The following is a 20457-nucleotide window of genomic DNA, read 5'->3' as shown; positions in this document are numbered from 1 at the left end:
GCGGCGCGCGCGTGTTCGCTTCACGCCCCCCTTCACGCCCCTCGTGAGCCGTGACCACCACGGGGCATTTCCAGCCGTTTCCCCTTCGCGGCACCCGCGCCCCCGCGCCGCGTCGCGCTCATGACCAGGCATGCCGTCAAATGGACACGTACCGTGACGACGCGTGGCCGTCCCCCGGGGGGTGAACTCGTTCTCATCCGGCGTCGCGAGCGCAACCGCTGCCCGTAGACTCCCTCGCGTGACACGTCGCGGGCAGCGGGGCAAGATGGCCGGGACGATCGGCCGGATGCGGTAACAGGGAGGAAGCGTCGTCGTGAGCAGCAGGCCATCCCGAGGCGCTGCTCGCCTCGCAGCCATACTCGACGCACTGCCCGACGCGCTGGTGCTGGTCAACGCGAACGGCACCGTCGTCAACGCGAACACCATCGCCCTGGAGACCTTCGAGGCCCCGGGCACCGCCCTGGTGGGGCGCGGCCTGCTCGACCTGGTGCCGGAGTTCGACTCCCGGCTCATCCCCGGTTCGATGCGCCGCCCCGACACCACGGACCTGCGCGGCCGCACCAAGCCGCGCCGCATGATGGCGCGCCGTACCGACGGCAGCGAGTTCCCTGTCGAGGTCACGAGCGCGAATCTGGAGAACGGCCAGCAGGCGTACGACGGTCACGGATACGCGTCCGACGAACTGCTGATGCTGGTCGTGCGCGACCTGTCGGGCACCGTCGACACCGAGGCCGAACTCGCCCGCTCCCAGCGCCAGACCGAGATGATCCTGCGGGCCGCGGCCGAGGGCGTCGTGGGCACCGACACCGAGGGCCGCGTCGTCCTCGTGAACCCGGCCGTCGCGCAGATCCTCGGCTACCGCGCGGGCGAACTCGGCGGCCAGGAACTCCACCCGCTCGTCCTGCACTCACGCGCGGACGGCGAACCGTTCCCGTACCACGAGTCCCCGCTCGCCGACACGCTCAGGTCGGGCCGCAAACACCGGGTCCGCGGCCAGGTGCTGTGGTCCAAGAAGGGCGACAAGGTCCCCGTCGACCTCACGACCGCCCCCGTACGCGACGGCGACCAACTCGTCGGCGCCGTGCTGACATTCACCGACCGGCGCCCGTACGACACGCTCGCCGAGCAGAAGGCGGAGGAGGCCGAGCGGCACACGGAGGAACTGGCCGCGCAGCGCGAGCGGCACGCCGACGAGCTGGCCCGCCTCCAGGAGCAGTACGCGGCAGAACTCGACCACTCCGCCGAGCGCCACGAGGAGGAGCTGGCCGCCGAGAAGGACCGGTACGCGGCGCTCGCCGAGCGCGGCAACGACCGCTACGAGGCCCTTGCCGCCCGCCACGACCAGCTCCTCGCCGTCCTCGGCGACTCGCTCGGCGGACCCCTCACCGAGCTGCGCAGGGAGCTGTCCGCGCTCGCCGCCGACGACGCGGGCCAGCTCTGGCCCGAGGCCAACCAGGTGCTGCACCATCTGGCCGCGGGCTACTCCCGTATCACCACGCTCGTCTCGAACGTCCTCGGCTACCAGCGCCTCGACGCGGGCGACGAGCAGGTCGCCAAGCGCACCGTGCTGCTCGACCAGGTCGTCGCGGCGGGGGTGGACGGCGCCGTCGAGCTGATCGGCCCTGGCCGCGCCCAGTTCGCCGTGCACACGCCGCCCATCGAGGCCGATGTGGACCCGGAGCGGCTCGCCACCGCGCTCGCCCACCTCATCGCCGACGTGGCGGGCGTGGACGCCACCGGCAACGCGCCCGTCGGCTCGGGCGGCTACATGGACTCCACGATCGTCGTGGCGGCGGCCCAGCGCGGCAACGTCGTCCGTATCGAGGTGCGCGGCCCCTACCCGGGCGGCGACCCGGTGCACGAGCCCATCGTGCGCGGCATCGTGCGCGCCCACGGCGGTGTCCTCCAGACCCATGAGGTGCCGGGCATCGGCGGCACCGCGTTCGTGCTCGAAGTGCCGGTCGGCGGGGGCGCGGGCGCCTTCACCGGCTACGGCGACCAGGTCCAGGACCCCGCCGACGAGCCCGCGCCGCCCGCCGAGGACACCTCGCGCGCGGGGCGCCGCAGGGCCAGGCGGTCGTCGGTCGACGCGTTCCTGGACAGCGGGTCGGGCGAGGGCGAGCCCGCGCGGGAGGGGCCCGGCGGCGCGCCCGCGCCCGACGGCCCCCCGACAGGACGGCGGCGCGCCCGCCGCCCCGAACCGCCGCAGGAGGCCCCGGCGGGCTCCGCGGACACCGGCACCGCGGGCGGTACGGGCCGCCGCCGCAGGGGCGGGGGGCATGACACCGGGGAGCAGGCGGCGCTGCCGCCCGCGGCGCCCGCGCCCGCAGGGCGCCGTGCGCGCCGCGGCCAGGAGCAGGGCGCCGCCGAGCCCGAAGAGACCGCCGCCCAGCAGGGCTCCGTACCGCGCCAGCACCGGCACGCGCTGCCCGCGGCCGCGGCCGACGCGGCGCCGCCCGCGGGGCAGGAGCCGCCCGGCGAACCGGTTCCGGCCGCCGGGGTCGGCCCGCGCGCGCCCCAGTTGCCCGGCGCCCCCATCCCGCCCGGCGGCATCGCGGCGGTGCCGCCCGCGCGCAGCGCGCAGGGCGCGCCCGCGGCCGTGACCACCACCCACGGCGTCACGCACGCCGCCCCCGCGCAGCCGCAGCGCCCCGAGGAACCGCAGGTCGTCGACCCCAGGGGCGCCTCGGCCCCCGGCGGCCGGCGCGCACGCCGCGCGCTCGCCGCGGCGCCCGAGGGCGCCGGGCCCCGGCCGATGTTCGCGCTGCCGCCCGCGGAGGCCGACCGGGGCCAGCAGCAGGGCCAGGAGAACGGGCAGCACGCCACCGCGCTGCGCGCGCCCGCAGACGACCACACGCCGCCCCAGCCGCACCCCGTGTCCGGGTCCACCGGCCGCCGCCGCGCCCGGCCCCCACAGCAGAGGCCGGAGCCGCAGAGCCACCCGCGCGTGCCGTACGACCCCAGGAACGGGCCGTTCGAGGCCGAGAACGGCACGGGCGATCCGGACGCCGAAAACGCCGAGCACACCGAGAACACCGCGAACGCAGCAGGTGCCGGGGACTTCATGGACGGCCCGTACGGCGCCGATCCGGCCGACCCCTACGAGGGCGATCCCTACGAGGACGACCCGTACGAGGACCGCGCCCCGGGGGCCACTTCGCCGCACCACGAGCCGGGCCGCGCGCGGAACGCCGGGCCGGGCGGGCAGGGGCCCGAGGGCGTGGCACCCGTGCCCCAGGCCGGGGGAGCATCCCATGGGCCGTCCCACGGGGCCGGGCGGGGAGAAGGGTCCGGTGTGGGACGCGGCGTCGTCGACCCGAGGCGGCGCCCGGGACGCGATCCGCGCCGCGCGTCCGCGTCCGAGGCGCCTGAGCCCCAGGCGCCGTTCGCGCTGCCGGGGCCCGCGCCCGGGCCCTGGCCCGCGCCGCCCGAGGACACCCCGGCCGCGGGCACCGCGGCGGGCCCGCTCCCCATGGAGCGCCCCACACGCGCGGGCGGCGCTCCGCGGCCTCGGGCGGGCGGTGCGCCGCAGGAGCCCCCGGCCGACGACGACCCGAACAGCACGCAGAGCCGCGGCTTCAGCGTGCGCACCCTCGGCCAGGGCGTGCCCTTCGGCCGCCCGACGGGCACGCCCCCGCACCCCGCGCCCGGCGCCCCTCGCCCCGGGCGCCAGCCGCGCCCGCTGGGCTCGCCAGAACCGGCGCAGCAGGGCGGCACCCCGCCGTCGGGGGTGCCCGCGCCGCCGGGGCGTACGCCGCCGGGCGGGCAGCCCGCCGCGCGCCGCCGCAAGCTCGGCACCCGTACGGAGCCGGGCGAGGAGCAGCAGGACCCGCGCCCCGGGCAGCCCCCGCGCGCGGGAGGCGCCCCCAGGCAGGGCGGGCAGGCGCCGCAGCAGCACACGCCCCCGCCGCCGCTTCCCGGCTCCAGGCTCGCGTCCTCGGCGTCCGAGGGCGGCGGGCGCTCGTACGCGATCGGCGCGCCGGACGAGGACGCCGACGAGGGCCCCGAGCCGCTGGACGGCCCCGGCGGCGCGGTCGAGGTCTCCAACCAGCCCCAGCCGCAGCCGATGGACGACGAGCTGCCGCCCGAGCCGCTGGACAACCCGCGCAGGCTGCTGGTGTGGCCCGCGCCCGACGTCAACACCCAGCAGGCGCTCAGCGACCGCGGCTACCGGCCGGTCATCGTGCACTCGCGCGAGGAGGTCGACGCGCAGATCGCGGCCTTCCCCGCGGCGCTCTTCGTGGACCCGCTGACCGGGCCCATCACCAGGACCGCCCTCCAGTCGCTGCGGCAGGCCGCGGTCGCCGCCGAGGTGCCCGTACTCGTCACGGCCGGGCTCGGGCAGGCCACCCGCGACGCGGCGTACGGCGCCGACCCCGCCGTCCTGCTGAAGGCGCTCGCGCCGCGCGACAGCGAGCAGCACCCGCCGCGCGTCCTGCTCATCGAGGAGCACCCGGAGATCGCGCTCGCGCTGACCGCGTCGCTCGAACGGCGCGGGATGCAGGTCGCGCGCGCGGCGACCGACGCCGACGCGGTCACGCTCGCCGGGCAGATGCGCCCGAACCTGGTCGTGATGGACCTGATGCAGGTACGTCGCAGGCGGGCCGGGATCGTGGACTGGCTCCGCGCGGGCGGCCAGTTGAACCGCACACCGCTCGTCGTCTACACCGCCGCTGTCGACCAGTCGGAGCTGCCGCGGCTCGCGGCGGGCGAGACGGTGCTGTTCCTCGCGGAGCGCTCCACCAGCACGGAGGTGCAGGGACGGATCGTGGACCTGCTGGCGAAGATCGGCACCAACTGACCGGAGCGGCGCCCCGCCCGATATCCCACGGCGCGGCCCGCGTCCCACGGTGGCGGCCCCGCGTCCCATGGGACGAATTCCGTCCCACGCGGGGGATGACGTGGGATCGCGTGGGACAAAACGGAACAGGCTTGCTCCCGTCCCCCGGCGCCACGTGGCACCCGGGCCGCACGGTCAACTGCTCCGCTTCGCATGGCCACCGGCCACCTCGCATGGCTACCGGCCGCACCACATGGTTACCGGCGCCGCGCCGCGCCGCGCCGAGCTGAGCCGCGCCGCGCCGCGCCGAGCTGAGCCGCGCCGCGCCGCGCCGCGCCCTCAGAGCGTCGTCACATCCAGCGCCCCGTCCGCGTACCGCCTGCGGATGGTCTTCTTGTCGAACTTGCCCACGCTTGTCTTCGGCACCTCGGCCGTGATCGCCCAGTGTTCGGGGATCTGCCATTTGGCGACCTTGCCTGCGAGGAAGGCGCGCAGCTCCCCGAAGTCGGGGGCGGCGTCCTCGGCGAGTACGACGGTGGCCAGCGGCCGTTCCCCCCACTTCTCGTCGGGCACGGCGACGACGGCGGCCTCCTTCACCCCCGGGTGGGCCATCAGCGCGTTCTCCAGCTCGACGGAGGAGATCCACTCGCCGCCCGACTTGATGACGTCCTTGGCGCGGTCGGTCAGTGTCAGGAAGCCCTCGGGGCTGATGGTGCCGACGTCCCCGGTCTTCAGCCAGCCGTCCTCGCTGAACTTGTCCTCGGGGCGCAGCGGTTCGCCGTCCGCGCCGCCGTAGTACGAGGCCGCCACCCACGGCCCCCGTACCTCCAGCTCGCCCGCCGACTCACCGTCCCACGGGAGCCGTTCGCCCGCGGGACCGGTCAGCCTGGCCTGCATCCCGGCAGGGAAGCGGCCCTGGGTGACGCGGTAGGCGAACTCCTCGTCGGTGCCGAGGGCGTGCGCGGGCGGCCTGGCGACGGTGCCGAGCGGCGACGTCTCCGTCATGCCCCAGGCGTGGCAGAGCCGTACGCCCAGCTCGTCGAAGGCGGTCATCAGCGCGGGCGGGCAGGCGGAGCCGCCGATGGTGACGTGCTTCAGGCCCGCGATGTCACGGGGGTGCGCGGCCAGTTCCCCGATGAGGCCGTGCCAGATGGAGGGGACCGCGGCGGCGTGCGTGGGGCGCTCGGACTCGATCATCGCGGCGAGCGGCGCGGGCTGGAGGAAGCGGTCCGGCATCAGCAGCCCGAAACCGGCCATGAACGACGCGTGCGGCAGCCCCCAGGCGTTCACGTGGAACTGGGGCACCACGACCAGGCTGGTGTCCGCGTCGGACAGGGCCATCGACTCGGTCATGCACGCCTGCATCGAGTGCAGGTAGATGGAGCGGTGCGAGAAGACGACCCCCTTGGGGTCGCCCGTCGTGCCCGAGGTGTAGCAGAGCAGCGCGCCGTCCCGCTCGTCGAGCGCCGGCCAGTCGAAGCGCGTAGGCCGCTCCCGCAGCAGCTCCTCGTAGTCGTGCACCCCGATCCGGTCGGGCACGTCGTCGAGTACGGCGGTGTCGGCGGGCGGCCCCGCGACGACCAGGTGCTCGACGGTGGGCAGCTTCGGCAGCAGCGGGACGAGGAGGGGCAGCAGCGAGCCGTTGACGATCACCACGCGGTCGGCCGCGTGCCGCATGATCCAGACGAGCTGGTCGGCGGGCAGCCGCAGATTGAGGGTGTGCAGCACCGCGCCCATGGCGGGCACCCCGAAGTACGCCTCCACATGCTGGGAGTTGTTCCACATGAAGGTGGCGATCCGGTCGTCGCCGCGGATGCCGAGGCCGTCGCGCAGGGCGTGCGCGAGCTGGGCGGCGCGCGCCCCGGTCGCGGCGAAGGTCTGGCGCCGTGGGCCCTCGTCGGTCCAGGTGGTGATGCGGGCGTCGGCATGGACACCCGCCCCGTGCTCCAGGATGCGGGCCACGGTCAGCGGTACGTCCTGCATCGTGCTCTGCACGGCGTTCCTCCCGGTCGGTGTGCGCTCGCGCGTACGTCACGCGTCATGGAGTCACGCAGAATTCTGCGCGCATACCGGCCGGTATGTCACTACGGAGGATGATCGATCAGCGCGGGCCAGGGGCGCGTACGCGCGTGGCGCCGGAGCGCGCACCCGCGTGAGATCCGGAGTGCACGCCAGCATCGCGCGGCCCGCGGGGGTCTCGCGCTCCACCTCCGCGCTCCATCTCCCCGCTCCGTCTGCCCGCGCTCCCCTGACGGCCCGCCGGGCCGGGGGATCGGCGGCCCGGCGGGCCGGGGACCGGCGCGCCCTGCTCGGGGCCGCCGAGTAGTGGTCGCCCTCCGCGCACGGCCACCGGGGGCGAAGGGGGCACGGCCGCCGGGAGGAGGGCGGCGCGAGCCGGGAACGGGCACGGCGTGGGGGCCCGGGACGGGAGCGGCGCGGGGCCGTCCGCACGGCGTCCGGGAGGAGGCGTGGTGTCCGCCGTCAGGCGGGGTCGCCGAGTTCGGAGTCGCCGAGTTCGGGGTCCTCACGGAGCTTGCCGAGCGCGCGGGAGACCGCGCTCTTGACGGTGCCGATGGAGACCCCGAGCACCTCGGCCGTCTGGGCCTCGCTCAGGTCCTCGTAGTACCTGAGGACGACCATGGCCCGCTGCCGCGCGGGAAGCTTGAGCACCGCGCGCCACATGGCGTCGCGCAGGACCTGGCCGTCGGCGGGGTCGCCGGTGGGCGCGCTGTCGGGCTCGGGGACCTCCTCGCAGGCGAACTCGTCGACCTTCCGCTTGCGCCACTGCGAGGTACGGGTGTTGACGAGGGCGCGGCGCACATAGCCGTCGAGCGCGCGGTGGTCCTGGATGCGGTCCCAGGCGACGTAGGTCTTGGTGAGCGCGGTCTGGAGCAGGTCCTCGGCGTCGCTCGGGTTGGAGGTCAGGGATCTGGCGGTACGCAGCAGGACGGGGCCGCGGGCGCGGACGTAGGAGGCGAACGAGGGGTAGGTGCGGCGGGCGGCCGTGGGGTCGGCGGTGGGGGCGCGGCCCTGCCAGCTCTCGTTCGGCGGGTGGGCTCGGCGGGGGACGCGGGCGATACGGGCGTCCGGCCCCGGGTGCGCGTCGCGCGCGGGGCGCACGGCCCGGTCGCGCCGTACGGTGGCCGCCGCGACCGCGGTGGCTGTGGCGGTGACCGCGGGGGCCTGCTCCGCGGTCTTGGAGGTGCGGATGGGCCCCACAAGAACGGTCATGGCTCAACGCTATGAAGAGGGCGTCCCCGGCGGATCGGCCGGAGGTCCCGAAGCCGCCTCCGCCTCAGGTTGTACGAGAGGGGAATACCCCACCTCCCCAGGGTGGAGGTCATGAGCGCGACCCTTGGGGGTCGTCCCTGAGGGTCTGCGGCCGGTGCCGCGCCGTGACCGTGACGGTGACGGCGGCCCAGGTGGGGGCGGGTCTCGCGACCTCGTGGGAGACGGCCGCGCGTGCGCCGCTGAGGGTGGACACAAGCGCTCCGCGGAGGGTGGAGGGACGGGCTTTGCGGAGGGTGGAGGCATACGCCCCGCGGAGGGTGGAGAGACAGCCGTCGCGGAGGGTGGAGGCATGGGCTTCGCGGTGGGGGCGCGCGGGTTCTCCGGGGGCGCGGGCGGTACGGCGGCGCGCCGCGTGCGGACGGTGACATGACTGCGCGGCGGTGCCCCGAGCACCGCCGCGCAGACCCTCACACCACCCCTGGGAACGACGGTCCGGCCGGGCCCCCGCGGGCTCCAGGACCCGCCTTCCGGCCGGACCACCTCTCAGAACCCGTCAGGGATCAGAACCAGTCGGAGAAGTCGATCGAGACGCTCCGGTTGGACTGGTCGATGTCGGTGAACGCCGAGTGGTTGACCTGGGCGGTGTTGCTGCTGTTCGTCGCGCCGTCGCCGGTCGCCTGCTGCTGGGTGGTGGCGGAGTTGCCGAGGTTGTCGTCGCCGACGCCGCTGCCGACCACAGAGGCGGAGCCCGCGTTCGATCCGTCGTCCGCGATCGAGCCGTTGTCGGCGGCGGCGACACCCGAGAAGAGGGCGGCGGCGAGCGGGACTGCGGCAACGGCGGCGAATACGCGGACGGTACGGATGCTTGCCATTTCTTTCCTCCAGGACCAGGAAGTACGCACCGGTGCGGCAACACCGGCGTACCGAAGTACGGCTGTTTCCAAGGGAGTTGGCCGACCCCCTCGGGTGGATCACGACGTCGCGAGATCAGAATTGCCCACCGAACCCCGCCGAACCACCCCGGAAGCCGCCATTCCCTCGCAAGCGTGAGGACAAGTCGATAAACCTCCCCAACACAGACGACAGGGGCGCACCAGAGGCACACCCCACGCAGCCCAGGCGCCCCAAGAGGTGAAGCGTTTCGCCAGGGGTCCTGCGCGGACCCGCGCGCGACCACCCGACGAACAATCCCCTTCCCTTCATCGAACGCTTGTACGAAAATAGAGCTATGGCCATCATCGACCGGCACGCCGTCCCTCCGGCACAGCGGGCGCTCGACCACGCCCTGGCGGCCGCCGAGCGCGGCCTCGCCGTCTTCCCGCTGTCCCGCGCCAAGCTCCCCGCCCTGCGCTCCCCCCACCACGACGACCCGCGCCCGATCCGCTGCCGAGGCGCGTGCGGGCGCTTCGGGCACGGGGTGTACGACGCCAGCAGCGACCCGGGCCGGGTGCGCGCCCTGTTCTCCGCGGCACCCAGGGCCACCGGGTACGGCATCGCGTGCGGCGTGCCCCCGTACCACCTGATCGGGATCGACATCGACGCCCCCGGGCACGACGCGACGGCCGCGGGGGCCGAGTCGTCGGTGCTGCGCGAGCTGGCGCTGCGGCACCTGTTCGAACTCGGCGAGACGGTCACGGTCATGACCCCGCGCGGCGGCCGGCACCTGTGGCTCAGCGGTCCCGCTGACACCCCCGTGCCGAACTCCGCGGGCCGACTCGCCCCCGGCGTCGACGTCCGCGGCGCGGGCGGCTATCTGGTCGGCCCAGGATCGCTGGCCTCGGGCGGCGTGTACGGCGTCGTACCCGGCACGGACCGGCTGCCGCCCGCGCCCTGCCCGCCCGGCCTGCTGCGGCTGCTTGCGCCGCGCGTCCCCCGCCACGCGGCCCCGGCGCACGGCCACCGGGACGGCAGCGGCCTGGTGCAGTTCGTGCTCGCGGCGGAGGAGGGCCAGCGCAACACCCGCCTCTTCTGGGCGGCGTGCCGCGCGTACGAGAACGGCCTAGGCGACCTCCTGGGCCCCGCCCTGATCTCCGCCGCCCAGCACACGGGCCTCACAGAACACGAGGCCCGCGCGACGCTGGCTTCCGCGTGGCGGTTGAGTGGCGGGTGAGGAGGGCTGTCCCTGCGGGGGGTGGAGTGGGGGCGCTTCGGGGGATGGAGTTCGGCGCGGATGGGGTGGAGTTCGGGCGCGGGGTGAGGGGAAGCCCGCTGCCTGGGGGCCGGGGCGGGAGCCCGTAGGTGAGCGGGCCGGAGCACCATGGGTGGGTGAGCCGCCATCCCGGGACCCGGGTCCCGCCCCTGCTGGAGCTGAAGGACGTCGTACGCGCCTACGGCGACCAGGTCGTCCTCGACGGCGTGAACCTCCGTCTGCACCCCGGCGAATGCGTCTGCCTGATCGGCGAGAACGGCTCGGGCAAGAGCACCCTGCTGCGTGTCGCCGTCGGCCGTGACACCCCGGGCGAGGGGTCCGTACTCTTCGACGGCCGCCCCCTCGACGAGGACTCCCCCGAGGTCCGCGCGCGTGTGTCGTCGGCCATGGACGCCGGGGCGTTCTACCCGGACCTCACCGTGCGCGAGCACCTGCGGCTCGTGACGCTGTCGCACGGGATGGGCGCGGCCGCCGAGGACGCGGTCGAGCGGGTGCTCGCGGCGCACCGCCTCACGGCCAGGGCCGACCACCTGCCGTCGGCGCTCTCCTCGGGGCAGCGCCAGGCGCTGCTCCTTGCGGTCGCCTTCGTCAGACCGCACGACCTTCTCGTACTCGACGAGCCGGAACAGCGCCTCGACGAGGGCGCCAGGCGACGGCTGGCGGAACTGATCGCCACCCACCGCGACGCCGGAACGGCGGTCCTGATGGCCAGCCACCACCGGGTACTGAACGAGGCGGCCGACCGTGTCGTCGACCTCGGAGCGGGGGCCGAGGCCGAAGCGGGGCAGGGCCGATGAGCCGTATGAGGCCGGGCGCGAGGACGGCGAGAACGCGGACGCCACCGCCCACCGCCCTCGCCCCTGCCTCCGGCTCCGGCTCCGGCTCCGGCTCCGGCTCCGGCGACGGGAACGCGACCGATATCGGAAGCACGGCCGACGACGGGGACGCGCCCGACGAGGCGTTGCGGTTCCTGCGCGGCGCCCGCGCCCCCGCACGCGAGGAACGCCGCCGCAGTTACTGGTTCGTCCTCTACGTGATCGTCCTGCTCGGCGCGTTCTGGGGCGTACCGGCACTGGTCCACTGGTCGCACACCGCACACACCGCGCATTCCGATGGAACGACGGACCCGCTGTCGGCCGCAGCCACCGAGGTAGCCGTACTTCTCCTCCCCACCGTCCTGTTCATCGCGCTGCTCCTCGCGGCCCGCGGCGCGATGTGGCGAGGCCCGGTGGTCCTGGACAGCCCCACCGTTCATCTGCTGCTGCCGTCGAGGGTCGGCCGGCGCTCCCTGCTGCTGCCGAGGCTGCGGGCCTCCGCCGTCCTGTGGTCGGCGGTCGGCGCTGCGGTGGGCGCCCTCGCCGGCTTCCTGCTCCAGGGCATCTCACCCCGGCCATGGCCCCTGTTGACCACAGCGGGCGCGGTGTCGGGCGGCTGCGCCGCTCTGGTGGCGTGCGCGCTCGGCGCCCTGGTCGAACGCCACGCGGCGGCCCTGGCACGGCCCGCCGCCGCCCTCTTCGCCACGGGCTGGCTCGTGGCAGCGGCCGCGGCGACCGCCACCGTCTTCACCTGGCGCGAGTGGAAGTGGCGCGGGTCGGGGACCGACTGGTTCGCACAGGTGCTGCTCTGGTCGGGCCCCTGGGGATGGGCCGCCCAACCGCTGCTGTGGGCACTCGGCGCCCTGGGCCCCCGGGCCGCCGCCGGATCGCTGCTGGCCGTCGGCGCCGCGGTGTGGGGCCTGCTGCTGAGCGCGCGGGAGCTGCCCCGGATTCCGCTCTCGGCGCTGCGGCTGCGGGCGACCGTCGCCGCGCGGGTGGGCGCCTCCGTCCTCATGCTCGACCTCAGACAGGCCAGATCGGGGGTGCCCGCGCTGCGGGCGCGGCGCACCACACCACTCATACGGCTGCCCATGCCCCGCAGCCCCGCCTTGCTGGTGCCCTGGCGCGACCTCAGCTCACTGCTGCGCCACCCCCGCAGGCTCGGCTGGTCCCTCGGCTGGCTCGCGCTCGCACTCGGCGCGGCGTACGGCGCGCCCTCCCTGCGGGAGACACCGCGGCTGCTCGCGGTGCTCGGCTCCCTGACGGCGCTCTACCTGGCCGCCGCCCAACTGACCGAGCCGGCCCGCCTGGACACCGACGACATCCGCCGCTCCACCAACCTCAGGTGGAGCTTCGGCACCCTCGCCCTCCTGCACGCGGTGGTTCCCCTGGCACTGCTGCTGACCACTACGGCGGCGAGGGCGGCCGGCTGCGCCCTGACAGGCGCCCCGCCCGGCACGACGGCGTCCCTCATCGGCTGCGTACCCGCACTCGTCGCCGCCGCACTGGTGAGTTCGTACCGCGGCACCCTGCCGCTCCATCTGACCGTCGGGGCGGACACCCCCATGGGCAACACCGGCCCATGGCAGACCGCCATCTGGTACGGCCGCGGCCCCCTGGCGGCGATCACCCTGCTGCTACCGGTCTGCAATGCGGCAGCACAGGACCAGACGTGGCACGTCCAACACCTGCTGTGGCAAACAGCGTTGGCCGCCGCAGGAACATGGTGGGCACGCCGCACGGCACGCGGCCTGACGAGAAGGTGAGTCGGCGGCACGACTGGTCACTGGCCTGGGACAACGGGACAGGCAACGCGGCCCCGTTCCACCCCTCCCTACTCGACGACCCGACCACCTTCATCATTCGCAATACGGAGGAGCGGGCAGTCGGCCGCCGACCACAGGTCAGACAGGCACCACACGGCACTGCCGCGCGACCTGGTCATCGCGTCCCACAACACACCGGACGCGTGCCGCATGGTCACACTCGCGGTCGACGACTCCCAGGGCGTACTGAAAGGCGCGCCGGTCCCAGCGCCTAGATCACCCAGCCTCGCCAGCGGATAGGGATGGCACCTTCGTCGCGGCGCGAGCCGTCCGAGCACGCCTCGTTCCAGGTCGACGTGACGACCACGGACAGTCCAGAAGCACCCAGAGCCCACACGCGTCAGCCTCCTGCACCGCACACGACAACGGCCCCCGACCATCAACCCAGGTCAGGAGCCGCACGCACGCTTCAATGCCGCGGAGGCGGTGGGATTTGAACCCACGGTCGTGTTGCCACGACGACGGTTTTCAAGACCGCTGCGCAATCGGATCAGGCAGGCACTACGACCTGCACGAACGCGTAAACGATGCGTTCGCACTGCCGGTTCGGCCCACACATGGCCCACAGGACTGCCGATCCCGCTCGCTGGACTCCCTGCGGCCCGTCCTTCGAAGCAGAGCCATACGACACCACATCACCCAGCCTATCCACCCGTGGGTGGCACCGACCGGCACGCCCGGACCACGCCGATCACGTATGGACATGACTCGACTACGCACGACAACCGCTGCGTACGGGCTGCGCGGAAGAGGCGCATGCGTCAGACCAACCAGAAGGGACGTGGGATCATTTTCACCATGCCGAACCTCGATGTCGCCACTCGACCGCTGACCGTTGCCGGGCTGTTTGCTGGCATCGGCGGTGTTGAGCTAGGGCTTCAGGCAGCAGGCATGCAGACCAAGCTGCTCTGCGAGTGGTGGGAACCTGCACAAGCTGTTCTCAATCACCGCTTTCCGGATGTGGAGCTCCACGATGACATCCAGACCCTGCAGGCCCTACCTGACGTTGATGTGGTGACTGCGGGCTTTCCGTGCACTGACCTGTCCCAGGCCGGCCGGACTGCGGGCATCCATGGAGAGGCGTCCGGGATGGTCAAGCATCTGCTTGAGCTCCTGAAGGACGCTTCTCCTCGATGGGTAGTCATCGAGAACGTACGCAACATGCTTGCCCTCGACCGCGGCACAGCCATGGAATACCTGGTCAGCGAATTTGAACGGCTCGGTTACACGTGGGCCTATCGCCTGGTCGACTCTCGATTCACCGGCGTTCCTCAGCGTCGCCATCGAGTAATCTTCGTCGCATCGCGCACTGAAGATCCTCGCTCGGTTTTGTTTGCCGACGAAGCTCAGGAACGCCCCGAATCAGATTACAGAGAAGACGCCTTCGGCTTCTATTGGACTGAAGGCAACACCGGATTGGGATGGGCACAGGATGCACTTCCCACCCTCAAGAGCGGTTCCGGGCTCGGTATCCCATCGTCACCGGCCATGTGGGTGTGCAACGCAGAGCCCGGCCGTGCCATTGTGACACCACGCATTGAGGACGCAGAAGAGCTGCAAGGTTTCCCCCGCGACTGGACTCAACCGGCGCTTGAGGTTGCCCGCCCCGGGGTTCGGTGGAAACTAGTTGGAAATGCCGTCACAGTAGGCGTATCAGCGTGGCTAGGGCGACGCCTTCAGAGCCCCGGAGAGGTCGATGAGACCGGGCAATTGATCCTCCCAAAGGGAATGAAGTGGCCGACAGCTGCCTGGGGAAATTCAGATGAGCGATGGTCGGTCCCAGCTAGCCTTTGGCCCGAGAAGCATCCCTATCGCAGTCTGCTGGACGTCGTGGACGCTAATGAGGCTGCACCGTTGAGTCTGCGCGCCACCACAGGGTTCCACACCCGTCTCCTCAAGAGCCGACTTCGCTACCGAGAAGAATTCTCGCAAGCTCTAAAAGAGCATTCCGAGTACATGGCTGACGCAGCCTCGGCCGCTTAGCCGAATACTCCGGACGCATTTCAGGGACCAGAGGATTTACGCCCGCGCCGCCAGAGGCAGGCAGCCGTGACTCACCCGCTCGGGTGCGGACCTTAATCGCGTCCGCATCCGAGCAGTTCAATAAAATCACGCGTCACTTACGGTTCACAGCCATAGAATCGACGCATGACACCTGAGGAGACCCTGGGGCATCTGTGCGAACTGCTCGTCAGGGAGCACGAGAAGCCTGTCAACAACAAGTACAACGAAGCGCGCGACTTTACGGCCAAACTACTCAAACTGCCGTCTTCTCGGGTGTACTTCACATACATTAGCAAAGCCGCCAATTTTAGCGTACGCGCAGTGCAGTCGGATGCCGCCCTACAAGCGTCTGTGGTCGTTGCCCTAATTAAACGCAGGGACGAAAACGAAGCCACGCATCGGGCGGCCCGAAAGCTGGCGCTAAGGACTGGCAAAACCCTATTGCTGCTACAACGCGTCTCCCCAGATAGCTTTCAGTGGAACATCATGGGCGGCTACTTCATGTCTGCCGACCTTAGATCTCAAAGCATCGTGGCAAATATTGTGGAGAACTTTGGGCGCGTTCCATTTGAGCCGCTCAACGTTAGCCCCGATGAAGCAGTTTCTGGCGTTCTCGACTTTTTCGATAGGGTCGGGTTGAGTGGCGCAGGAGTCGGGGCCGCCCTTTCGCAGCGGCAAGACATTTCCAGCATCGTTCAATTTGCTGCCGCCTCAAGCGCGGCAGGCCTTTCGGCGGCGGAAACTGCGGTAATTTCTCAGCGGCGCGCTCTGATTGCCGAACTGAAATGCATGATCGCCGATCCAGCCACGACCGAAACTGATCTTCACCGCAAGATTAGGGGAAACTACTGGATCTTCGGTGGAAGGTACACGGGGGTGGCTCGTGGATCGATCGTCCCGATGGACAGGTACGACATCCCCCTGTTTTGCGCTGACGGTTCACTGCACATCATCGAACTCAAAGGGTCGTATATTCCGAATCTGGTGGAGCGCCATAGGCAACATCTAATCCCCGGCGAAGAAGTACACAAGGCCACTATGCAGGCGGCAAATTACATCCGCCAGCTCGATGAGGGCGGCGCAGCCTTGGAAACCCTATACAGGAATAGCGGCCTCAACTACGATCTCCGGCGCGGCCGGGCAACGGTCATCATTGGGAATCAAGATTTCGTGGACATCCCGGAGGATCCTGCACGGCAGGTCGGAGCTGTCACGAGGTCCATGATTGACCAAACAATTCGCACTTACGACTCACTCATCAACCGAATTGACGTGTTGACCTGGGCTGACTTGCTGGATTCTGCAGAGAGGGCACTCCGCTTCGAAAGTGAGATCTCTGCGGATCACGCAAGCACAGGAAGCGAGTCTGATGGCGGCAGCGAGGGTGAATCCGGCGAGGACAACGGCCAGGATCTAACACTCTTCAGCTGAGACATCGCTCCGGTCGGCAGGTCATACATCGATCGGCGCCGAGGGAATTTTCGGGTCGGCAGTGCGGGCACGCATCTACGCCCTCGTCCCGAGCACGTCGCACCTCCCACCCGCGCTCGATGAGCCACTCCGGGGCGAGCGACCGGAGCGCGGCGGCATGGGGTGTCTGTGCTCGCGCTCAAGCCTCGGCCGCACGCACCTTGGACCAGGACAGCCTCCTATGGCGCGTCACTCTGACTGGGAACGGTCATGTGAAGGAGTTGAAGACCGTACAAGGCAGCATGGAATGCCGCCGCGATCTCGCGCGCCCTGCCCTCGGTCTCGATAGGCCACATGGAGATGTAGTCAGCTCCAATATTCGCCTGTTCCACCGTGCCATCCAGGACCAGGGTTTCGGCAGCGGATTCCAGTATCTTCATCGCCTTGTCTGAGACGTAGGGCTTCCTGCTGGCCATGGCGTCAAGCTCCACTGACCAACGACGCCCGCGACGCGCAACGCACACAAAGATCGCGTCGTTGTCCTTGGCTCTCTTGTAGGCCGCGTGGTGGGCTTTCAGCTCAGAGCAGTCGGGGATGGCTTCCGCATGGAGAGGTATTCCAGGCTTCGACATACCAGCATCGTTGCAGCCGCTCATGCCTGCGTTCAGGCGAATGGTCAGTTCAGGCAGATTCGAGCAAACGCCGACCGTCGTGTGAGCGGACGTGGGGGGCGGTTGCAGCGTCGAGGGCATCGAGCACGCGGACCGCGTATACTTCTCCCATCGCCTCCTCGACTTCCTCTGGGGTCAGCCATCGGATGGCGGTCGACTCGCTTGAAGTGCGCTCTGTGCCGGCCACGGGTCGGCACAGGAAGACGAGGGCGACGACGCCACGGCTCATGTTCTTGTAGACCCCGGTCAGTCTCTCGACAGAGACTCGGATGCCCGTCTCTTCAAGTACCTCGCGTACCGCTCCGTCCTCGGGACGCTCTTCCCAGCTCTAGCACGCCGCCGGGCGGCTCCCACGTGCCGTTGTCCGCGCGCCGGATGACCAGGACACGACCGTCATCGCGCACTACTACACCTGCGACCGAGACCGAGTGACGCGGCATTGACGCACCCTCCGGGTAGCGTTGCTTATGTACAGGAGCTTAGGAGGAACAGTAGGACATGCCCACGTCCTCCAGAGACTCGGGCAAGCCGAAATACCTACAAATCGCGGACGACCTGGTTCGTCAGATCAAGGAACAGATCCTCGCTCCAGGGGATCAGGTACCCAGCGAAACCGACCTCATCAAGAAGTACGCCTCGTCCCAAGGAACGGTTCGCAAAGCGTTCGCAGAGCTGCGCGCCACAGGACTGATCGAGACGCGGCACGGTAAGGGCTCGTACGTGAAGCGGCGCCCTCCCGTACGCAGGAAGTCGTCGGACCGTTTCCGCAGGTCGCACCGCACCGCGGGCAAGGCCGCCTACCCGGCTGAGGCCGAGCAGGCAGGTAGCAAGCCCAGCGTGAGCGTCCTGTACGTGGGCCCCCTAGAGGCCCCGGAGGAGATCGCAGAGCGGCTCTCGGTCCCGGCTGACGGAAAGGTGCTGGCTCGGCGGCGCCTCTACTTCAGCGACGGCATCCCCACCGAGGAAGCCACCTCCTACCTCCCGTGGGACCTGGCTAAGGACATCCCGGAGTTGTTTGAGGAGAATCCCGGCGGCGGTGGCATCTACGCCCGACTAGAGGAGCATGGACATACGCTGAAGGAGCTGTCAGAGACGGTCCGCGTCCGCCTGGCAACCAAACAAGAGGTCGTCGCGCTGAGCCTCAGCCCGGGATCGCCCATCATCCACCTGACGCGGAACGCAGAATCTGAAGCGGGCCGCGTCATCGAGGTCTGTGACACGTTCATGGCCGCTGACCAGTTCGTTTTGGAGTATCGCATCCCAGCAGGCGACTGAACGCCACCCTCCGGGCACCCAACCCGCCGCAGCAAAATTGCGCGGCGGGCTGACTCATGTACAGGAGTTAGGCACTCTCTTACATGTCACTCCTGCACATGAGTACATAAGTGTAGGTGCTGGCATTTGCCTTGCTGCTTGACCTGCACGAACGCACGGGGCGGGGACGCTGCAATCCCGCCGCCTGCATCGTGGGCGGTGCCGGGATGGCGCTGCTGGTCGGCGCGTCCGGGCTGCTGCTGCGCTCGGTCCGCCCGAACCTGAGCGGCCGGCACGGCTTCCCCCTGTGGGCCACGCTCACCGCCGAGGAGATCACCACGGCGGTGGAGCGGGATCTGACCGCCGACATCGCCGGACTGTCCCGGCTCGCGGTCGCCAAGTTCACCTGCCTGCGGCGCGCGGTCGACCTGACCGCCGCTGGCGGCGCACTGCTCATCCTCGCCGCCCCGCTCACCACCGGGGGTGCCCTGTGAAGGCGAAGACCGCACTGCCCACCGTCGCAATGACGACGGTATCGATGGTGCTCACCTTGGCCGTGGTCATGATGTGGCTCGGCACGGCCGTGCCGTGGCCGGTCGCGCTGGTCGTCGGGCTCGGTATCGACGGGGGATGGCTGGCCACCCTCGCGTACGAATGCCGCCTGGCCGCCCAAGGCGACCACGACCGCGCCGTCACCGCGGTCGGCTGGTCCTTCGGCCTGCTGGCCGCCGGCGTCCTCGTCGCGCACGCACTGACCGTCGACCATGCGGCCGGCGCGTGGCTGGCCGTGGCCTGGCTGCCCATCGCCGCCAAAGCCCTGTGGCTGGTGCACAGCCTGTGAGAGCGCACCGCCCTCACCGACAACGCCCTGACTGCCATCAGGGGCATCCGGCAAGAGGCCCGCGACGACGCGGCCGTGGCCCGCGCCCGACTGCGGGCGGAAGCGTCCACCGAGGAGACCCGCCTGACAGCCGTGACGGCGGCAGGGGCACGCGTCGCACGCGTCCAGGCCACCACGGCCCGCACCCTCGCCGGGGCCTGGTCGACGCTGGAAAGTGCCCGCCAGGGTGAGGAGACGGGTAGGGCGCTGACCAGCGTGACGAGTCCCGTCACGGCCGACGTCACGGCCCGCTGAGAACTGCCCGTGTGGGGTCCGAGCGAGCCGACCGGCGCCCCCGCCCTGGAGGCGGCCCCGGCTCTGTCGGATGACGTTCTGGATGTCCTGGTGGAGGAGATCCGCACCAGCGAGCATCCGGCCCTGTCCTACCGGGAGATGGCGCTGCGCTTCCGCGCCGCCGGGCATTCCGCCTCTGAGGTCCGCCTGCGGGCCGCCTGGAAGCGGATGGTCGCCTGATGGCCACCCCGCCCGTCTACCGGTGGCGTCTCGCCCCGGACGGGTTGGCCACGCGCCGACAGCTCCGGGCGCGCGGCCTGCGCCCCGGCGGGCAAGATGTGGCCGCGCAGATCGAGCGGCCCCGGCGCCGTCGGGGCCCGCTGGTCGCCTACCTCTACCGCATCGACCGCGCGCTTCCCGTGCGTCCGATGACGCCGGCGCGACGGGCGGCCCTGGACCGTGCGAACACCGCACGCCGCACCTGCCCCAAGTGCCGACGCGATGCCGGATACGTCATCCCGGTCTCGCTCGGCATGTGCGTGCCCTGCCACAACAACCCCACCACTGTTGCCGCGTGAGCTGCGGCGATTCGTGATCGGAGACGCTGTGAAGCACACCATCACCACGCACCAGCTCCGGGGCCGCCGCGACCTGGAACGCGACACCAAGCAACTCGTCCCGGACGCGATGCGGCAGGTCAGCCGGGCCGTGAACGGCCGGATGCCCGACGTGGACATCACCCTGACCATTGCCAAGGGTATGGCCGAACTCGGTCTTCAGGCCGAGGTCGAGCTGTCCGGCTGCACCGACCGGCGCCGGATCGACAAGGCCCGGCGCGAGAGCCTGCGCCACGCCCGCGACGCCGCCGGCCTCGCCATTCCCCGCGCGGACGGGTTGGTCTTGGTCTTGGTCAACGCCGAGCAGCACCGCACCCGCGAGGACATCGCGACCCCCCTCGTGCACGAACTGGTCCACGCCATGCAGTTCTCCCGCCGGGGCGTCTTGGACGTGATCGTGCGGGACCTGTGCGCCGCCTACGGCGTGGAGCGTCAGTCCCGTCGTGAGGCCCGAGAGTTCGAGCGAGCCCTGAAGGACCACGAGCGGGAGGCGTACGACACCGAACGCCTCGCCGCCCACCTGCGCTAACCCCCCACCCTCCCGCGTCGGGGCCCACCGCCATGGGCCCTGGCTTCCCGTGCCCGC

General features: G+C 71.1%; 15 protein-coding genes and 2 pseudogenes. 11 read left to right on the top strand and 6 right to left on the bottom strand.

The window, feature by feature from the left end; genetic code table 11:
• The first annotated feature begins 313 nt into the window (after window positions 1-313).
• The gene (locus tag ACIBIW_RS05455) at window positions 314-4801 is read left to right on the top strand and encodes a PAS domain-containing protein (RefSeq protein ID WP_399332226.1); all 4488 of its coding nucleotides are present in this window, start codon (window positions 314-316) and stop codon (window positions 4799-4801) included.
• Between the two features lie 318 nt (window positions 4802-5119).
• Here ACIBIW_RS05455 and ACIBIW_RS05450 read toward each other — a convergent pair whose 3' ends face one another.
• From ACIBIW_RS05450 to ACIBIW_RS05435, 4 genes are all read right to left on the bottom strand, one after another.
• The gene (locus ACIBIW_RS05450) at window positions 5120-6775 is read right to left on the bottom strand and encodes a long-chain fatty acid--CoA ligase (RefSeq protein ID WP_399332224.1); all 1656 of its coding nucleotides are present in this window, start codon (window positions 6773-6775) and stop codon (window positions 5120-5122) included.
• Between the two features lie 486 nt (window positions 6776-7261).
• Window positions 7262-7900: a SigE family RNA polymerase sigma factor gene (locus ACIBIW_RS05445; protein WP_399332919.1), complete on the bottom strand. Its 639-nt coding sequence runs from the start codon at window positions 7898-7900 to the stop codon at window positions 7262-7264.
• 220 nt (window positions 7901-8120) lie between these two features.
• Window positions 8121-8264, bottom strand: a complete 144-nt coding sequence (locus ACIBIW_RS05440; protein WP_399332222.1) for a hypothetical protein — start codon at window positions 8262-8264, stop codon at window positions 8121-8123.
• 307 nt (window positions 8265-8571) lie between these two features.
• Window positions 8572-8883, bottom strand: coding sequence for a hypothetical protein (locus tag ACIBIW_RS05435; RefSeq protein WP_399332220.1), 312 nt, complete (start codon window positions 8881-8883; stop codon window positions 8572-8574).
• A gap of 356 nt (window positions 8884-9239) precedes the next feature.
• On the opposite strand from ACIBIW_RS05435, the gene ACIBIW_RS05430 reads away from it, so the two are divergent.
• The 5 genes from ACIBIW_RS05430 to ACIBIW_RS05410 all read left to right on the top strand — a co-directional run bounded on the left by ACIBIW_RS05430 (window position 9240) and on the right by ACIBIW_RS05410 (window position 16236).
• A complete protein-coding gene (locus ACIBIW_RS05430; RefSeq protein ID WP_399332218.1) occupies window positions 9240-10121 on the top strand; it encodes a bifunctional DNA primase/polymerase in 882 nt (293 codons plus the stop codon).
• Window positions 10122-10276: 155 nt separating this feature from the next.
• Complete coding sequence (locus tag ACIBIW_RS05425; protein ID WP_399332216.1) at window positions 10277-10957, top strand: ATP-binding cassette domain-containing protein; 681 nt, start codon at window positions 10277-10279, stop codon at window positions 10955-10957.
• Window positions 10954-12741 (top strand): hypothetical protein, encoded by a 1788-nt coding sequence (locus ACIBIW_RS05420; protein WP_399332214.1) that lies wholly within the window; start codon window positions 10954-10956, stop codon window positions 12739-12741. The genes ACIBIW_RS05425 and ACIBIW_RS05420 overlap by 4 nt, the downstream gene beginning before the upstream one ends.
• Before the next feature lie 816 nt (window positions 12742-13557).
• Window positions 13558-14784, top strand: coding sequence for a DNA cytosine methyltransferase (locus ACIBIW_RS05415; RefSeq protein ID WP_399332212.1), 1227 nt, complete (start codon window positions 13558-13560; stop codon window positions 14782-14784).
• Between the two features lie 165 nt (window positions 14785-14949).
• Window positions 14950-16236, top strand: coding sequence for a Shedu anti-phage system protein SduA domain-containing protein (locus tag ACIBIW_RS05410; RefSeq protein ID WP_399332210.1), 1287 nt, complete (start codon window positions 14950-14952; stop codon window positions 16234-16236).
• Between the two features lie 218 nt (window positions 16237-16454).
• On the opposite strand, the gene ACIBIW_RS05405 is transcribed toward ACIBIW_RS05410, so the two are convergent.
• Together ACIBIW_RS05405 and ACIBIW_RS05400 are read right to left on the bottom strand one after the other, a co-directional pair.
• Window positions 16455-16847 (bottom strand): hypothetical protein, encoded by a 393-nt coding sequence (locus ACIBIW_RS05405; RefSeq protein ID WP_399332208.1) that lies wholly within the window; start codon window positions 16845-16847, stop codon window positions 16455-16457.
• Window positions 16848-16896: 49 nt separating this feature from the next.
• Window positions 16897-17326 (bottom strand): annotated as a pseudogene (locus ACIBIW_RS05400) (NUDIX hydrolase).
• A gap of 58 nt (window positions 17327-17384) precedes the next feature.
• On the opposite strand from ACIBIW_RS05400, the gene ACIBIW_RS05395 reads away from it, so the two are divergent.
• The 5 genes and pseudogenes from ACIBIW_RS05395 (at window position 17385) to ACIBIW_RS05375 (ending at window position 20400) form a co-directional block, all read left to right on the top strand.
• A complete protein-coding gene (locus ACIBIW_RS05395; RefSeq protein WP_399332206.1) occupies window positions 17385-18161 on the top strand; it encodes a GntR family transcriptional regulator in 777 nt (258 codons plus the stop codon).
• Window positions 18162-18304: 143 nt separating this feature from the next.
• Window positions 18305-18634: a Pycsar system effector family protein gene (locus ACIBIW_RS05390; protein ID WP_399332917.1), complete on the top strand. Its 330-nt coding sequence runs from the start codon at window positions 18305-18307 to the stop codon at window positions 18632-18634.
• Window positions 18631-19494: pseudogene (locus ACIBIW_RS05385) on the top strand (protein spdB). Before ACIBIW_RS05390 ends, ACIBIW_RS05385 begins: the two are co-directional and overlap by 4 nt.
• Window positions 19494-19832: an RRQRL motif-containing zinc-binding protein gene (locus ACIBIW_RS05380; protein ID WP_399332204.1), complete on the top strand. Its 339-nt coding sequence runs from the start codon at window positions 19494-19496 to the stop codon at window positions 19830-19832. The pseudogene ACIBIW_RS05385 and the gene ACIBIW_RS05380 overlap by 1 nt, the downstream one beginning before the upstream one ends.
• Before the next feature lie 28 nt (window positions 19833-19860).
• Window positions 19861-20400 (top strand): hypothetical protein, encoded by a 540-nt coding sequence (locus ACIBIW_RS05375; protein ID WP_399332203.1) that lies wholly within the window; start codon window positions 19861-19863, stop codon window positions 20398-20400.
• The last annotated feature ends 57 nt before the right edge of the window (window positions 20401-20457 follow it).

Origin of the sequence: Streptomyces sp. NPDC050560 (assembly GCF_044457285.1) — a bacterium.
Lineage (GTDB): Bacteria > Actinomycetota > Actinomycetes > Streptomycetales > Streptomycetaceae > Streptomyces.
This window is presented reverse-complemented; position numbering and strand designations above follow the sequence as displayed.